This is a genomic window from Nocardia coffeae (genome assembly GCF_019890715.1).
In the GTDB taxonomy this organism is placed as follows: Bacteria; Actinomycetota; Actinomycetes; order Mycobacteriales; family Mycobacteriaceae; genus Nocardia; species Nocardia jiangxiensis.
This window is the reverse complement of record NZ_JAINZY010000002.1, coordinates 707,916-722,697: the sequence shown is the minus strand read 5'-3', so window position 1 is coordinate 722,697 and position 14,782 is coordinate 707,916. Positions and strand designations below refer to the sequence as shown.

Annotated in this window: 15 protein-coding genes; 9 read left to right on the top strand and 6 right to left on the bottom strand. The window is 66.2% G+C overall.

Features of this window, described 5'->3' with window-relative positions; translation table 11 throughout:
- Nucleotides 1-243 precede the first annotated feature (243 nt).
- Both K7711_RS12445 and K7711_RS12440 read right to left on the bottom strand, forming a co-directional pair.
- On the bottom strand, nt 244-1,128 hold the full coding sequence (locus K7711_RS12445; protein WP_222968755.1) for an alpha/beta fold hydrolase: 885 nt from the start codon (nt 1,126-1,128) through the stop codon (nt 244-246).
- A gap of 39 nt (nt 1,129-1,167) precedes the next feature.
- Entirely contained in the window at nt 1,168-1,824 is a 657-nt protein-coding gene (locus K7711_RS12440) for a TetR/AcrR family transcriptional regulator (protein WP_308014663.1), read from the bottom strand.
- A 292-nt stretch (nt 1,825-2,116) separates the two neighbouring features.
- Here K7711_RS12440 and K7711_RS12435 point away from each other — a divergent pair, with 292 nt between their 5' ends.
- From K7711_RS12435 to K7711_RS12415, 5 genes are all read left to right on the top strand, one after another.
- On the top strand, nt 2,117-2,833 hold the full coding sequence (locus K7711_RS12435) for a class I SAM-dependent methyltransferase (RefSeq protein ID WP_222968752.1): 717 nt from the start codon (nt 2,117-2,119) through the stop codon (nt 2,831-2,833).
- A 63-nt stretch (nt 2,834-2,896) separates the two neighbouring features.
- Complete coding sequence (locus K7711_RS12430; RefSeq protein ID WP_222968750.1) at nt 2,897-3,730, top strand: SDR family oxidoreductase; 834 nt, start codon at nt 2,897-2,899, stop codon at nt 3,728-3,730.
- A gap of 813 nt (nt 3,731-4,543) precedes the next feature.
- The gene (gene qhpG, locus K7711_RS12425) at nt 4,544-6,040 is read left to right on the top strand and encodes a flavin-dependent monooxygenase QhpG (RefSeq protein WP_222968748.1); all 1,497 of its coding nucleotides are present in this window, start codon (nt 4,544-4,546) and stop codon (nt 6,038-6,040) included.
- 49 nt (nt 6,041-6,089) lie between these two features.
- The gene (locus K7711_RS12420; protein ID WP_222968746.1) at nt 6,090-6,767 is read left to right on the top strand and encodes a hypothetical protein; all 678 of its coding nucleotides are present in this window, start codon (nt 6,090-6,092) and stop codon (nt 6,765-6,767) included.
- Nucleotides 6,764-8,050: a cation:proton antiporter gene (locus tag K7711_RS12415; protein ID WP_222968744.1), complete on the top strand. Its 1,287-nt coding sequence runs from the start codon at nt 6,764-6,766 to the stop codon at nt 8,048-8,050. Before K7711_RS12420 ends, K7711_RS12415 begins: the two co-directional genes overlap by 4 nt.
- Nucleotides 8,051-8,074: 24 nt before the next feature.
- On the opposite strand, the gene K7711_RS12410 is transcribed toward K7711_RS12415, so the two are convergent.
- Nucleotides 8,075-8,632 carry a hypothetical protein gene (locus K7711_RS12410; protein WP_222968741.1) on the bottom strand — a complete coding sequence of 186 codons (558 nt, stop codon included), beginning with the start codon at nt 8,630-8,632 and terminating at the stop codon, nt 8,075-8,077.
- A gap of 99 nt (nt 8,633-8,731) precedes the next feature.
- Between K7711_RS12410 and K7711_RS12405 the strand changes: the two genes are divergently transcribed.
- The 3 genes from K7711_RS12405 to K7711_RS12395 all read left to right on the top strand — a co-directional run bounded on the left by K7711_RS12405 (nt 8,732) and on the right by K7711_RS12395 (nt 11,329).
- On the top strand, nt 8,732-8,986 hold the full coding sequence (locus K7711_RS12405) for a hypothetical protein (RefSeq protein WP_222968739.1): 255 nt from the start codon (nt 8,732-8,734) through the stop codon (nt 8,984-8,986).
- Between the two features lie 91 nt (nt 8,987-9,077).
- Nucleotides 9,078-10,589: an MFS transporter gene (locus tag K7711_RS12400; protein WP_222968737.1), complete on the top strand. Its 1,512-nt coding sequence runs from the start codon at nt 9,078-9,080 to the stop codon at nt 10,587-10,589.
- Nucleotides 10,590-10,795: 206 nt separating this feature from the next.
- Nucleotides 10,796-11,329: a nuclear transport factor 2 family protein gene (locus tag K7711_RS12395; protein ID WP_222968735.1), complete on the top strand. Its 534-nt coding sequence runs from the start codon at nt 10,796-10,798 to the stop codon at nt 11,327-11,329.
- 41 nt (nt 11,330-11,370) lie between these two features.
- Here the strand turns inward: K7711_RS12395 and K7711_RS12390 are convergent, their stop codons facing one another.
- Genes K7711_RS12390 through K7711_RS12380 form a run of 3 tightly spaced genes read right to left on the bottom strand, consistent with a single transcriptional unit; the run spans nt 11,371 to nt 13,638 of the window.
- A complete protein-coding gene (locus K7711_RS12390) occupies nt 11,371-12,159 on the bottom strand; it encodes an SDR family NAD(P)-dependent oxidoreductase (protein ID WP_222968733.1) in 789 nt (262 codons plus the stop codon).
- Between the two features lie 46 nt (nt 12,160-12,205).
- Nucleotides 12,206-12,862: a PaaI family thioesterase gene (locus K7711_RS12385; protein WP_222968731.1), complete on the bottom strand. Its 657-nt coding sequence runs from the start codon at nt 12,860-12,862 to the stop codon at nt 12,206-12,208.
- 14 nt (nt 12,863-12,876) lie between these two features.
- Complete coding sequence (locus K7711_RS12380; protein WP_222968729.1) at nt 12,877-13,638, bottom strand: SDR family NAD(P)-dependent oxidoreductase; 762 nt, start codon at nt 13,636-13,638, stop codon at nt 12,877-12,879.
- A 275-nt stretch (nt 13,639-13,913) separates the two neighbouring features.
- On the opposite strand from K7711_RS12380, the gene K7711_RS12375 reads away from it, so the two are divergent.
- Complete coding sequence (locus K7711_RS12375; protein ID WP_222969344.1) at nt 13,914-14,657, top strand: SDR family NAD(P)-dependent oxidoreductase; 744 nt, start codon at nt 13,914-13,916, stop codon at nt 14,655-14,657.
- Nucleotides 14,658-14,782: the final 125 nt, after the last annotated feature.

The following is a 14,782-nucleotide window of genomic DNA, read 5'->3' as shown; positions in this document are numbered from 1 at the left end:
GGGTCCATGGCCGTCGGTCCGAAGGCTTCGAGTCACCGCATTCGGGCTCGGTCAGGATTCGAGGGGTATTCGATTGTTTGCTGGCCCGTCACTCGCGTGTCTCCTCCGCTCACATCCAGTGAAGCTCCGCCGGGCCAGCTGTTCAATAGGCAGATTCCATGACCGTATCGCCAGGTCCGGAAGGAACGCCGTGACCGCTGCGAGCCCATCCAGCATCAGGCCCCGGAAATAACCTCGAGATTGCTACGTTCGCTGCATCAATTCCTCGATGAACGCGGTGACGTCGGCGGGCTTTTCCTCCGCCATGAAATGACCGGCATCGATCGGCTGATATGTGGCGGCCGGGGCCCATCGGCGCCACAGGGCGGACGCGTCGAACCCCAGCCGCGAACCCCAGTCCTGGGAGAGCACCCCCACGGGCATGGCCAGCTGGGCGCCCGAGTCCCGGTCGGCTCGGTCCATCTCGAGGTCGATACCGGCCGTTGCCCGGTAGTCCGCGACGATGGACGGCACAGCGCGTGCGGAACTGTCGATGTAGTGCCGCCGCACGTGGGGCGGGAAGGTGGTTCCGCTCGGGTCCCAGGCATCGAGGAACGAGCTGAAGAAGTCTTCGGCGACCGCGTCGATCATCCGCTCGGGCAAGCCTTTCGGTTGTGCCATCAGGTACAGATGCCAGGCGACCGCGGCATCGACGCCGTGCAGCACGTCCCAGGTGTCCATCGTCGGCAGGACGTCCAGGATTCCGAGATGGGTGATCGTGTGCGGGTGATCGAGCGCCGCTCGGACTCCCACCAGAGCGCCCCGGTCGTGACCGACGAGGCCGAAGCGGTCGTATCCGATCTCGCGGACGACGGCGACGATGTCGTGCGCCATCGTCCGCTTCGAGTAGGTGTCCGCGGAGGTTTCCTCGGGTTTGTCGCTGTCTCCGTAGCCGCGCAGATCGGGCACGACGACCAGGTACCGCTCGGCGAGCGCGCGGGCGACGTGCCGCCACATGAGGTGCGTCTGCGGGAAGCCGTGCAGCAGGACGATCGGATCGCCCTGCCCGCCGATGGCGACGTTCAGGCGGATACCGCCTGTTCCGGGAAGCTGCCGGTATTCGAAATCGTCGATCGTGGTGCCCGTCATGGCGCACACCTTTCGTGAGTCGGGTGGAGAAATATGTGGTCAGGAGAAGATGGCCCGCAGCGGCGGGACGGGACGCACACTCGCTCGTAGGGCGGGAATCAGGATGGCGTCGACCAGATGCGCCAGATATTCGGGCCCTGCGGGCAGCCCGTTCAGCCTGCGCACGAGCAGCACCGACCCGGTGATCTCCTCGTAGGGGAACGGTTGCGCGCCCGCCGGCAGCTCGCCCCGGGCGATGGCCGCATCGATCACCGTCGCCGGGAGCTTCGCCCCGGTCGGCCCGGTCGTCTCTTCGATGTGGTGGCACAGGTCGGGGTCTTCCAGACCCGCTTGCAGCAGCATCAGGCTCATCGGCGCGTCCGCCGAACGCATGGTCGTGTCGAGCCGTTCACACAGGGCGATCAGGTCGCCGCGCAGGGAACCGGTATCCACCGCGTCAGCGGAGTTGCCTGCCGCGGGACCGGCCTTGATCGCGGCGACGACCATGTCGCGCTTGGTCTCCCAGCGCCGGTACAACGTCGCCTTCGACGCCCGCGCACGGCGTGCGACCGCCTCGAACGTCAACGCCTCGAAACCGACCTCGCCGAGCAGTTCCAGCACGCACGCGAGAATCTCGGCCTCGCGCACCCGATCACGAGGACGTCCGGTACGCGCACCGGTATCCGGATCCGCGGGCTGACTATTACGAAACGACACGTTTCGTACCGTATCAGAGGACCGACTGCCACCGCACGGCCCAGCACAGTTGCGACCACCACGGCATTTCGGTAATATATGGAAACCATATAATATCCAACCAGTAAGACTTACCAGGCAGCGCCGCGAGATCATCGTGGCTCTGGCCGAACGCCGGAAGCCACGATCCGAACCCCGGTCGACAGCACTGAAATAGCTCCTGCGGCGCAACGTCCGAGGTGAACGTTCGCCCATCCGAAGGATTGTTCACGGTCGCCGAACGTCGACCGCTTGTGAGAAAGGACCGGGCCTGATGGCCGACAGCAACGCAGTATCGAACAACGAATCAGCCGGAGTCGACTTCGACCTGATGTACCGCGGCGAGGCAGTCACCCAGGGCTTGAGCTTCGACCGGGTGCCCTGGGACATCGGCAGGCCGCAGCCACTGCTCATGGAGTTCGAGAAAGCGGGCAGCATCACCGGTGAGGTACTCGACGCCGGCTGTGGACCGGGCGACACCGCCATCTACCTGGCCGGTCTCGGGTACCGGGTAACCGGGTTGGACATCGCGACCGCGGCGATCGACCAGGCAAGCCGCCGGGCGGCGGAGCAAGGGGTGTCGATCGTGTTCGAGGTCGCCGACGCAACCGTCCTCGACGGATACGACGGCCGGTTCGACACAGTCGTCAGCAGCCAGCTCATTCACTGCCTGAATCCCGAGCAGCGTCGCGCGCATGTGGCCGCGCTGACCCGGGTGCTCGAACCCGGCGGCCGGTTGATCCAGTTCAGCGCCAACTTCGCCGCCGGCGTCGAAACGTTCGGGCTGTATTCCATATCGGAGGACGAATTGCGTACCACCTTCACAGCGCCGGACTGGTCGATCGTCGGTCTGCGAGCCGGCCACATGGAGGGCGTCAAGCCACCCGTGCAGTTGTTGAATCAGTTCGCACAGTACAACTTCCACCCTGAATTCACCGATGACGGTCTGATGCTGATGCCCGTCTGGGCACTGGAAGCACAGCGGCTCTGACGAAAAGACAGGCTGGTTCGGGTCAGTCGGCTCGATCCGGGACCAACTCGACAAGGAGCTGCCATGTATGTCGTCACCGGCGCAACAGGGGTGATCGGTCGACCGCTCATCGACACACTCCTTGCGAGCGGAGCCCAGGTCAAGGCGGTGACCCGACAACCCACCGCGAGCCTGCCCCGAGGGGCCCGCGCCGTGACATCCGACGATCCCGACTCCGTCCTGCAGGGCGTCGACTCTCTTTTCGTTCATCCACGAGCGACCAAGGACGACCTCGCGAGGCTGCTCGCGCACGCCGCCGAACAGCGCGTCGGACGCGTGGTGGTGATGTCGGCGATCAACGCCGACGACGAGGTGTCGCTGCAGCCTTCATGGTTCAACGGCGACCGCAATACCGACGTCGAACGCGCGGTTGTGAACAGCGGATTGCCGTGGGTGAGCGTGCGGCCGAGTTCGTTCGCGATGAATACGCTTTCGATGTGGTCCGGTCAAGTTACCAACGGCGACACGGTGTTCGGTCCGTTCGCCGAATTCGCCGAGCCGCTGATCCACGAGCGTGACGTCGCCGGCGTGATCGCACAGGCCATGGTCGATGATTCACTGCTCGGCCGAACGATCCCGATTACCGGCCCCGAGGCGCTGCGGATGGACCAGCTTGTCGCCATCATCGGAGAAGCGCTCGACCGGCCATTGGGTTTTCGGGAAGTTCCCTCCGGGGTGGCCGCCGAGGGCATGATCGCGCACGGGCTCGCCAAACCGTTCGTGGATGCCCTGTTGGCTCGATACGCACGCGAGATCACACGGCCGATCGCGGTGACCAGCAATGTCGAGGACATCCTCGGCCGTCCCGCTCTCCCGTTCGCCACGTGGGTAGCCGACCACAAGGACGACTGGTCATAACCCGCGTGTCGACACCGGCCGCGTGTGCGTTCGGTGCTGAACCGGCTCCGCAGGACCCGGCGTTCTACGCATCCCTGCGGCGGCTGGACCGGGAGTGGAAAATCTCGGTGTCGCGACCGCGTGCGGTCTGGACCGCTGCAATGTTGCCGGTGCGCGGCGAGCCGTGACGACGATGACGGAGCCGACCATCGAGGCGAGCGCTGAGTAGCGTCCGACCCGCTGGGGCGTGGCGCGACTTGTCAGGACTCCTGGCGAACTGCCGCCACGCCCTGCTCGGCGTGATGCACAGGCAATCACGTTCCACCGCAAGCACTCCGCTCGGACCCGCCCGACCAGCACGGATCACGGTGCGCGGGTTGCGATTCCCCAGCTATGCGGCACGCAAACCGGACATACGTCGTATTATCGATGGGCCGGAGAGCGAGGTGATACATGACGAAACAACCGTGATCGCAACCTCTTCCGATCCATCTTTCGTCCTCTCGTTCTGGGCTGTTCACCGAAATCGGGACCACCGCAACACGATGCGGTAACCACTGTCGCGACACGGTGTTCCCGTGCCGCCGCCTCAGATATCTCCATGCCCTAACAGCTACTTTTCAGCTACTGTTTGTGCACCTGCAATTACAACGTAAATTACTGTTCCCCTTAGGATTTCAAGATCCCCCTGTTAGGCTAGTTACCCGTGCGCCATCACATAGTTAACAGGCGGCTACGGAGGTTGTGGATTCTGTCATTCGACATGTGACCCGGGCTCGATTCTGCCGTTACTACGCGGCGCACGATCTTGTTCGCACGTTCCAGGGAGTTGCTATGGGGAACAAGGAAAATCCACACGTTCTGGTCGTCGGCGGAGGTCCGGCGGGTTCGACCGCCGCCGCGCTGCTCGCTCGGTCCGGAGTGCAGGTAACCCTCCTGGAGCGGGATACGTTCCCGCGCTACCACATCGGAGAGTCGCTGCTGGCCTCGTGCCTGTCCACCCTGCGGATATCGGGTGCCTACGACAAGGTCGCCGCGCACGGCTTCCAGATCAAGCGGGGCGGCTACTTCCAATGGCAGCACGACACCTGGCTGCTGGACTGGGACAAGCTGGTCGACGCCGAGGCGTGGTCTTGGCAGGTCGAACGAGCCACATTCGACGACCTGCTGCTGCGCAACGCCTCCGAGCAGGGCGCGCAGGTCATCGAACAGGCCAGGGTCACCAACCTCGTGTTCGACGGTGAGCGTCCGACCGCAGCCGAATGGGTCAAGGCAGGTGACGACACCGTCCGCACGCTCGAATTCGACTTCCTCGTCGACGCCACCGGCCGAGATGGACTGTTGGCCAAGCACTTCGGCATGCGTCGTCAGCATCCCGCGTTCCGCAACGTCGCGGTGTGGTCGTACTGGAAGGGTGCGCACCTACACCCCGATAGCCCCGAGGGCGCGATCAACGTCGCGTCCACCGAGGAGGGTGGCTGGTTCTGGAACATCCCACTCTCCGACGGCCGCAACAGCGTCGGATACGTGGTGTCCGCGAAGCTCGCCGCGGAGAAATTACGCGGCCACGACTCACGGCAGTCCTACTATCTGGACACGATCGCGGCCAGCAAGCCGATGACCGCAATGCTCCAGGGCGCGGAGCAGGTCGCCGAAGTGAAGGCGGAGCAGGACTATTCGTATGTCGCGGACCGGTTCTGTGGCCCCGGCTACGTCCTGGTCGGTGACGCGGCCTGCTTCCTGGATCCGTTGCTGTCCACCGGCGTGCACCTGGCGACCTATTCCGGGCTGGTGTCCGCGGCCGCGATCGCGACCACGCTGCGCGGTGAGATGAGCGAGACCGACGCCCTGGCGTACTACGAGTACACCTATCGCCGTGCCTACACGCGGTTCCTGTCACTGGTCTCGCGCATGTACGAGCAGTACGTCGGGTCCGAGGAGTACTTCGCGCACGCGCACAAGCTCACCGAGGTCTACCGAGGTGACTCGCCGGAGCAGTCGTTCACGCGCATCATGGCCGGGCTGACCGATGTCGGCGAAACCGCGGGCACGCAGGAGCGGACCGGAACCGAGGTGATCGCCTCCGAGGCCGAACGTCTGCACACCGACCCGGACACCGACGGGGTGAACATCAAATACATGGGCGGACTGGACATGTCGCCGGTCTGGGACCACTGGCGCGACCCGCTGGTGGACACCGACATGGGTGAGCTCCGGATCACCACCGAGCCGGTGTTCGGCCTGACCACCCGCCCGCGCAGCGAGGCCGAACGCGAGGCGGTGTCTCGCCCGGTCCTACCGCCGCGCCATGGTGCCGGTGCCGCACACTAGCGGCCGAATCACCAGGACTCCCGGTGTGTACCGATAGATGGAGTCGGCCGTGACGGTCACCCGTTCCGCCCCCGGCCCGCTGGGCGAACCGACGCCCGGCGGGCCGGGGTTCCGGACGAGTGCGGCTGCACAGATCGAGCGCTTCCACCACCCCACGACCCGCGCCTTGCTGGCGAGTGAGGGCCTGACAACCACGGCGCTCGAACGCCTCGTGGCAGGCCGTGTGACTGTGCGGGTGACGAATCAGGACGAGGTCGCGGTCCCCGCGCTGCCCGCGTTCATCGTCGGCGTGCTCCAGTTGCGTCCAGCCGACCGAGTCCTGATCCGGCGCTCACACCTCGTCACCGCCGAGCTGACCGTATCGATCAACTACGTTGCGGCCGTGGCGCAACCGGCCCGAGCGAGCGGGATCGCCGATCTCGGTACTCCGATCGGCCGCGGACTGATCGCCCGCGGGCTGAGCCAGCGCCGCCGGATCATGTGGGCAGGCGCGAAGACGTGGCCGGACGGGCGTGCCTGTGCCGCAAGGGCATACGCGATGTCACTCGAGGATCGCCCGGTGTGCTGGATTCGGGAGGCATTCAACCCGGCCGTGGTCCCGCCCGAACACGCCATGGTGTGGCTGCCGGAACCCGAATTGCGGGACGAACCCGACCAGGGAGTCCGAAAGACCATCCGCTCGAACGAATTTCGCGATGCGTTCGGATCCGAGGAGACGCGAGAGTGAACATTCCCACCGTCACGGTCCTGCTGGACCTGGTCCTGATCATGGTGGCGGCCCGCATTCTGGGATGGCTGGCCGAGAAGATCGGCCAGCCACCGGTGATCGGAGAGATCGCGGCCGGAATCCTGGCCGGCCCCACCATCATCGGCCATCACCTCTCAGCGGCGCTGTTCCCGCACGACGCCCGCTCCTCACTCAATCTGCTGGCCAACATCGGCGTGGCAACGTTCATGTTCGTCGCGGGCCTGGAACTCGACCGCGGCATATTTGCTGGTGCCCGCCGGTCGATCCCCGCGATATCGGCGGCCGCCTACATTGTGCCCTTCGCGTTGGGCAGCGGCATCGCGGTCACCGCCCTGGCGCGCTACCAGACCGGCAACCGGCTGCACTTCGCCCTCTACATCGGCTGCGCGCTGGCCGTCACCGCTTTCCCGGTCCTTGCGCGAATCCTGCACGACCGCAACCTGGTACACACCGAGATCGGCCAGCTCAGCCTGGCCTGCGCGGCGCTGGTCGACATCATGGCCTGGGCTGTGCTGGCGGTGGTGCTGGCGCTGGCGCACCCGGGAGGCACGCAATGGCGGCTGATTCTGTTGATCCCGCTCGTCGGGCTGCTGTGGTGGGTCCTGCGGCCGGCGCTGGGACGGATCTCCCAGATCGGCACCGCCCAGACGATGATCGTGCTCGGCGTCGGTGGCGCCCTGGCCGTCGCCGCGATCACCGAATGGATCGGACTGCACCTGATCTTCGGCGCGTTCGCCTTCGGTGTCATCTTTCCCCGCGAACGCCGCCAGGCGGTGGAATCCGGCGTGCGAGTCCTCAGCGCGGTGCTGCTGCCCGGATTCTTCGTCGTCGCGGGCCTGGCCGTCGACCTCAGCTCGATCGACTCGACCGCGATCGGCGAACTCGCGGTCATCATCGCTGTCGCTGTACTCGGCAAAATCGGCAGCGTCTACCTCGCCGGTCGCCTGACCGGTATGAATGTGCGACCAGCCGCGGCGGTCGCGGCGCTGCTCAACACCCGCGGACTGACCGAACTGGTCATTCTGTCCGTCGGCCTGACCACCGGCCTGATCGGACCCCAGCTGTATTCACTGCTGGTGGTCATGGCCCTGGTCACGACCGCATCGACCGCGCCGATACTTCGAATACTCGGCATGGGCCACGGCCCCGCCGAGACCACATCCCCAGCACACGCCCAAACGACCGGCTCCCTGCTGCACAACAGCAACGCCGATGATGTTGCTGCGCTGACCGACTCCGAGCCGGACAGCGCTACTCGGTAACCATGGATCACTGGCAGGCGTGCGTCAGAGTGCCCCCGAGGATCCCGGCCCGCCGGGTGAGATGGTCATCGCCTTCTCCTCCTCCTGCAACAGAATCCGCGCAAGTTCGCGGTGAAGCAAACCGGTGAGGTCCCCGATCGTCTGCTCGCCGCTGGGCAGTCCTGCCACGTGTTGGACGTAGCGGACAGCTTTGGCAGAGAACGGGGCAGATACGCCAGCATCGGTCTTCTTGACCGCGACGAACACCTCGAACGGCAGCGGCGGCGCCTGGAACAGGATCCGCGCCGCACTGCGCCAGGTCATCGGGGAGTTCTCGGCGGCGCCGGGAAGCGTTTCGTCCGGTAACTGCTCGATGGCTCCGGCCAGGACATCAGTGATCGCGTCGATGCGATGTTCCGCGCTGATCCATGTGCCCGGCCGTAACGTTTTCACGATGCGTGTCAGGATCTCGAGAGCGACTGGGCTCTGACCATCGCGGCGGTTGACGGCTAGTGAAATGCTGTGCTCGCGAAGGGTTTCGAGTTCCACCATCACGATACGCTGTTCCTGGTCGACCGCGGAAAACGCGGACATCGCTGGCATACCGCAGAGTATTCCACGAACCAAGATCAACAGGCTACGTGAGCGTTAATTCTCCGATACCGAATAGTCGCTTTCCAGAACTCCCGCATCGGAATAGTGTTGCGAAGCAACGTTTTCTACACGGATGCCGGAATTCACCACGGCTTCGCGGTCGGCGCAGGGACCGCGTTGGTCGGCGCGATCATCGTCCTCGCGATTCCGCGCACGACCGACCTCGCCGAGCAGTTCCAGCACGCCCGCCAGAATCTCGGCCTCACACACTCGATCACGAGGACGCCGACCGCCGGTCAACCGCGCCGCCGCGTTCCCGCACACCGGGACTTCGATTGCCCCGGCACCGCATTGATCGTGTGATGCACGTCATGCCCGACGACAAGCACCCCGCCCCGTGTGGGCGAAGTCGCGGCACCAGATTCGGATGGGTGCGCGTGAAAGGACACCGGCCATGGATCCATCGACACAGGACACGCCGACCGTAGGCCCCGAGGACACACCCGAGCCGTCGTGGACGCCTCGCCTGATCCTCTCGCTGTTCGGGATCGTGCTGGTCGTCGAACTGCTCTCGCTCAGCTATCAGATGATCTCGGTGTCGCTACCGCTGATCGCCGGGCATTTCCACACCACCCAGGGCGCCTGGCTGTTGACCGCGTTCCTGCTCGTCGGGGCGGTCACCGCACCGCTGCTGGGCAAGCTCGCCGACATATACGGCAAACGCAAACTCCTGCTCACCGCGATCGCGGTGACGGCCGCGGGATCGCTGCTCTCGGCGGTGGCGCCGAGTTACGGCCCGCTCATCGCCGGACGTGCTCTCCAGGGCTTCCTGGTGCCCTGTATGTTCCTGTCGTACTCGCTGATTCGTGACGTCTACCCGCCGAGGACGGTGGCCCTGTCGGTCAGCATCACCACCGGCGGCATGGGCCTGATCACGATCCCGGCGCCGTGGGTGACCGGCTGGCTGATCGACAACTGGGGCTTTCGGTCCGTGTTCTGGTTCACGCTGATCACCCTGGCGGTCCTGGGCCCGATGATCTTCCTGACCACGCCCGAGACGCAAGTCCGGCTGCGTTCGCGAATCGACCCGATCGGCGCGGTGCTGCTCTGCGCGGGTGTGGCCGGGGTTCTGGTCGGTGTCAGCTTCGGGCCCACGTGGGGCTGGGGCGCGACCCGCACCGTGGCCTACCTGATCGGCGGCGTCGTGCTGCTGTGCGCGTGGGCGGCCAGTTCCCGGATCATCCGCGAACCGCTGATCGATCTGTCGTTCTTCGGGCGACGTCCGGTCGTGCTCACCGCGGTGACCGCGGGCCTGGCCAACGGCGCCCTGGCCACCTACAACTCGCTGATGCCGGTGATGACGATGACACCGGTCGCGCTGGGCCTGCACTACGGATTCGGCGTGAGCGCAAAGGAATTCGCGATCTTCGCGGCTCCGGCCGGGGCGACCGGCGTGGTCGGCGGCCTGCTCGTCGGCCTGGCGATCAGGAAGGTCCAACCGCGGACGATGATGATTCTGGGCCTGCTGCTGCTGGCGGCGAGTTGCGGGCTGACCGGCTACCTGCACGACGGCAAGGCCCCGCTGATCGGGTTCGCGCTGCTGTTCGGCCTCGGCATGGGCATGACGGCCGCCGCCGCCCCGAACCTGGTGATCGCGTCCGTGCCGCCCGAACTCCAGGCCACCACTTCCAGCATGGTCGCGGTGTTCCAGAGTGGAGTCGCCGCCATCACACCGGTGGTCGCGTTCTCGGTCCTGAACTCTCACATCGGAATAGTGTTGCGAGGCAACGTCTTCTACACCGATTCCGGAATTCGCTACGGCTTCCTGATCGGAGCCGGGGCCGCATTGGTGGGCGCGATCATCGCCCTCGCGATTCCGCGCACGATTCGGCAGCTGCGCGTGTCCGCCGCCACCGAATCCGCAAGCGCGGTGGATGGTTCGGGCGAAGCAGTAGCCGTCGCCTAGCAACACGAGCACCGCATCCGCACGGTCCATCCGTGCGGATGCGGCTCGAGAAGCGAGTGGACTCCCTTTGCTTCGCAACTACCGCAAGTCCGAATATCCGACCAACGGGTCCGTCGGTCGGTCCCGATCAGCGGCAACCTCCTGCCTCATCGGTCACTTCGTGAGATCTTGTCGGACAACCGCACACGAGAAAGGCCGACCATCGAATGACCACCGCTGACCCTGACCGCTCGACAGACGGGCCGACGGATCTCGCGCACACCGTCGCGCGACTCGCCGCCACCGAAGCGATTCGAGATCTGATCTACGCCTACTCCCACCTGATCGACCGCGGCGCGCTCGAGGAGGTATCGGAACTGTTCTCCGACGCGATCTACGGGCAGTGCGACGGGGCAGGCGTCGCGGTCGGCGCCACGACCGTGCGAGACGCGGATGCCGTGCTCCGGGCGAACCGGGCGTTCGTCAAGATGCACGGCGACCCGCCCTCGCCTCGAACCGAACACGTCACCACGAACGTGCGAATTCAGGTGGCGGACAACAATATCGAGGCATCCGCATGCTCCTACGTCACGGTATTGCAGGCGGCCGGGGAGCTGCCGCTACAGCCCATCCTCACCGGCCGCTACTTCGACAAGTTCGCGATGCTCGGCGGACGGTGGCGGTTCACGCAACGATTGTTCTGCGTCGACCACACCGGCGATCTGAGCGAGCACGCGCAACGCCGACTGCCCCGCGACTGATCTCGACGACGTGCCGCGGGGACCACCGGCGAACCCGGCGTTCAGTCCACCTCCGGCGCCCATTGCACGCCGTTGATATGCGCACCACCGTCGACGAACAGCGTGTTGCCCGTGACGTACCGCGCATCGTCCCCGGCCAGGAACGCGACGACCGGGCCGATGTCCTCGAGCGGGTCGCCGATGCGGCCCATCGGGTTCGCCGCTGCCATCGTCGCCGCCATCTGCGGGTTGGCCTCGGCCACCCGCTGGTAGGCCGCGCTCTGCGCCCCGGGACAGATCACGTTGCAGCACACCTGTTTCGGCGCCCACTCGCGGGCTGCCGTGCGGGTCAGCGCACGCAGCGCCTCCTTGGCCGCGTTGTAGGACACCGAATACATGTGCGCGTTGACGCCGTTGAGGCTGGCCAGGTTGACGACCCGTCCGGTGCCGTGCGCCACCAGTGCCGGGTAGGCGCGCTGCATGGCCCAGAACGCGGCCAGCACCGCCATCTCGAACCCGGCGGACATGTTCTCCGGCGACGTCTTCTCCAGCCGGGCGTATCCCTGCCCGCGCCAGGCATTGTTCACCAGGATGTCCAGCCGCCCGTACTCGGCCACGGCGGTGTCCACCATCGCCTCGACCTGCGACTGCCGCGTCACGTCAGTGGGCACGAACCTCGCACGCACACCCCAGGTTTCGCGCAACCACCGCGCGGTGTCCGCCCCCGCCGTCTCGTCGATCTCCGCGACCAGCACGTCCGCGCCCTCGCGAGCCAGTGCGCCCGCGATCCCGCGACCGACGCCCATCCCCGCGCCGGTGACGATCGCCGCCCGGCCCTCCAACTTGCCCATGGGCACCTCCATATTCGGTCCCGCGATCGCCTGATGCCTTGTGGCGCTAGCGCGGTCGAGGAACGGTCTTGTCGATGAACAACGCCTCCACCGAGACGCACAGCGTGCCGTCGGCCGTGCGGATCTCGCCGACCGAGCCGACCTTGCGACCGTCCTGCCACACCAACCGGCCGGTCACGGTGAGCGGCACGAACAACGGCGTCGGACGGTGATATCGCACGTTCAATTGCGCTGTGGCGCCGGTGCGTCCGGCCCACGCGTTGGCGACACCCAGAGTGTGATCGAGCAACAGCGCGGACACTCCGCCGTGCACATGGCCCGGCGGTCCCTGATACGGGATGGTCACGGTGACAACACCTTCGACCGATCCGTCCGCGCGACCCGCCAGGACGAGCGGCAGTGCGATCGCGTTTTCCGGACCGGTGACCGGGTCGTGACGGGTGACCCCCTCACCGTGCCACATGTCGACCAGCCGTTCGGCAACCTCCGGAGCATGCTGATCGAGATGGTCCGCGATGCTCTCGAGCTCCTCGGCCACCCGATCGAGGTTCGCATTCGCGCGGTCGGTGCGCAGCAAGGCGTCGACCACCCGCCGCGCCGCGGCGGTCGCACGATCGACGGGCGCGTCCCGAGGCGCCGAGGTCAATACCGTGCCGTCGGGCGAATTGTCCACCGTACGAGTGGCTTTCGGGTGCTGAATCATCGAGTCTCCTGCCTTCATCCCCAGCGCGACTGTCCGCCGTCGAGAGGAATCGTCGCACCGCTGAGATACCCGGCATCGTCACTGGCCAGAAATGCGACGGCCCGGCCGATATCCGTTTCGGGATCCCCCACCCGGCCGAGCGGAATACCGGCGACGAACTCTGCCGCCTCCTGCGGATTGCGCTGCGCCCAGCGTTCCAGGGCAGGCGTGCCGGCATGCGGCGCCACCGCGAGGGCACGGATCCCGTCGCGGCCCCATTCACACGCGGCCGCCCGCGTGAGCGAACGCATCGCCTCCTTGATCGAGCTGTAGGCGCCGTAATTGCTCGCGTCCCAGCGCACCGCGGCCGAGGACACCATGTTGACGATCACGCCGCCACCTCGCGCCTTCAGATGCGGATAGCACAGCTGCATCATGCGCAGCGTCGCCATCGGCCCGGCGTCGATGGACCGCTGGTATTCCTCGTCGAGGAGCGTCAGCAGGGGGCCGGGCCTACAGTCGTTCGCATTGTTGACGACGATATCGATCCCGCCGAACGTCGCCACCACGCGATCGACGGCGGCCGCGAGATCCTCGCGCCTGCTGACGTCGCAGCCGATCGGCTCGCTGCGCGCCCCCACTTCGGTCAGCATCGCGCAGGTGTCGTGCAGTTTGGACTCGGTACGGCCGGTCACCGCGATCGCCGCACCTTCCTTCGCCAACGCCAGAGCCACGCCCTGACCGACGCCCTGACCCGCACCGGTGATGATGGCCACCTTGCCGTCGAGCTTTCCCATATCCGCACCTATCCCAGTGGACTTCGCCGAACTCGGGCCACTGTGCGGCCCATACAGATCCGGCCACTCGCCTCGCGGACCTGACACACGGCAGGGACCCTAGCCCTCCGGCGCGATCGCAGGTCGTCGGTCCCACTCGCCGGGACCTGCCCCGGGACGACACCGGCCGCCCCGGGCCACATCGTGGTCCCGATCATCGGGACGGCAACCCCGGAACCCACTGTTCGGTGGTGAGCATGAGCCGGTCAGCCGACGCCGTCGACCACGGGAGTGTCATGAAACTGCAGGGCAAGACAGCGATCGTCACGGGCGGAGCCGGTGGCATCGGCCGCGCGATCACCACCGTGTTCGTCCAGCAGGGAGCCGATGTCCTGTTCGTCGACATCGACCGGGAACGCGGTGAATCGCTCGAGCAGGAACTCGGATCGCACGCGCGGTTCCTGCGCATCGACATCTCCGAGCAGACCTCGGCAGCCGCGATCCGCGATGCCGCGCTCTCCGCGTTCGGCTCGATCGACGTCCTGGTCAACAACGCGCACGCGTCACGTCAGGCCGTATTCGTCGAGACCACCGGCGAGATGTTCGATCTCTCGTTCAACACCGGCTTCTATCCGACCGTTCACCTCATGCAGGCCTGCTACGAGCAGTTGCGGGCGTCGAAGGGATCGGTCGTCAACTTCGCCTCCGGATCCGGCCTCGAAGGGATGCCCCGGCAGACCTCCTACGCGGCGGCCAAGGAGGCCATTCGCGGCGTGAGCCGAGTCGCGGCGAACGAGTGGGCCCCCGACGGTATCCGGGTGAACGTGGTGTGCCCGTTCGCCGCGACCGAAGGCGTAAGTGCTTGGCAGGCACAGCATCCCGATCAAGCCGCCCAAGCCGTGGCGAAGGTGCCACTGCGCCGGATCGGGAACCCGGAAACCGATATCGCCCCGGTCGTCGCATTCCTGGCGTCCGAGGAGGCCCGATACATCACCGGGCAGACGGTGATGGCCGACGGAGGCATGATCCAATTGCGGTGACCGCGCGACTGTGGGCAATTGCTATCAGCACTGAGGAAAGTGGTCATCGTGGACGGGATTGGTCACCCGCCCCGACAGGTTGAACAGAAGCGACACTCCGGCGCCGACGCAACTCGTCGGCACCA

Bases quoted from the DNA above. Each gene is read 5' to 3' on its own strand.
- K7711_RS12445 (WP_222968755.1), bottom strand. From the start codon at position 1,128: ATGACGGGCACCACGATCGACGATTTCGAATACCGGCAGCTTCCCGGA.
- K7711_RS12435 (WP_222968752.1), top strand. From the start codon at position 2,117: ATGGCCGACAGCAACGCAGTATCGAACAACGAATCAGCCGGAGTCGAC.
- K7711_RS12430 (WP_222968750.1), top strand. From the start codon at position 2,897: ATGTATGTCGTCACCGGCGCAACAGGGGTGATCGGTCGACCGCTCATC.
- qhpG (WP_222968748.1), top strand. From the start codon at position 4,544: ATGGGGAACAAGGAAAATCCACACGTTCTGGTCGTCGGCGGAGGTCCG.
- K7711_RS12410 (WP_222968741.1), bottom strand. From the start codon at position 8,632: ATGCCAGCGATGTCCGCGTTTTCCGCGGTCGACCAGGAACAGCGTATC.
- K7711_RS12400 (WP_222968737.1), top strand. From the start codon at position 9,078: ATGGATCCATCGACACAGGACACGCCGACCGTAGGCCCCGAGGACACA.
- K7711_RS12395 (WP_222968735.1), top strand. From the start codon at position 10,796: ATGACCACCGCTGACCCTGACCGCTCGACAGACGGGCCGACGGATCTC.
- K7711_RS12390 (WP_222968733.1), bottom strand. From the start codon at position 12,159: ATGGGCAAGTTGGAGGGCCGGGCGGCGATCGTCACCGGCGCGGGGATG.
- K7711_RS12385 (WP_222968731.1), bottom strand. From the start codon at position 12,862: ATGATTCAGCACCCGAAAGCCACTCGTACGGTGGACAATTCGCCCGAC.
- K7711_RS12380 (WP_222968729.1), bottom strand. From the start codon at position 13,638: ATGGGAAAGCTCGACGGCAAGGTGGCCATCATCACCGGTGCGGGTCAG.
- K7711_RS12375 (WP_222969344.1), top strand. From the start codon at position 13,914: ATGAAACTGCAGGGCAAGACAGCGATCGTCACGGGCGGAGCCGGTGGC.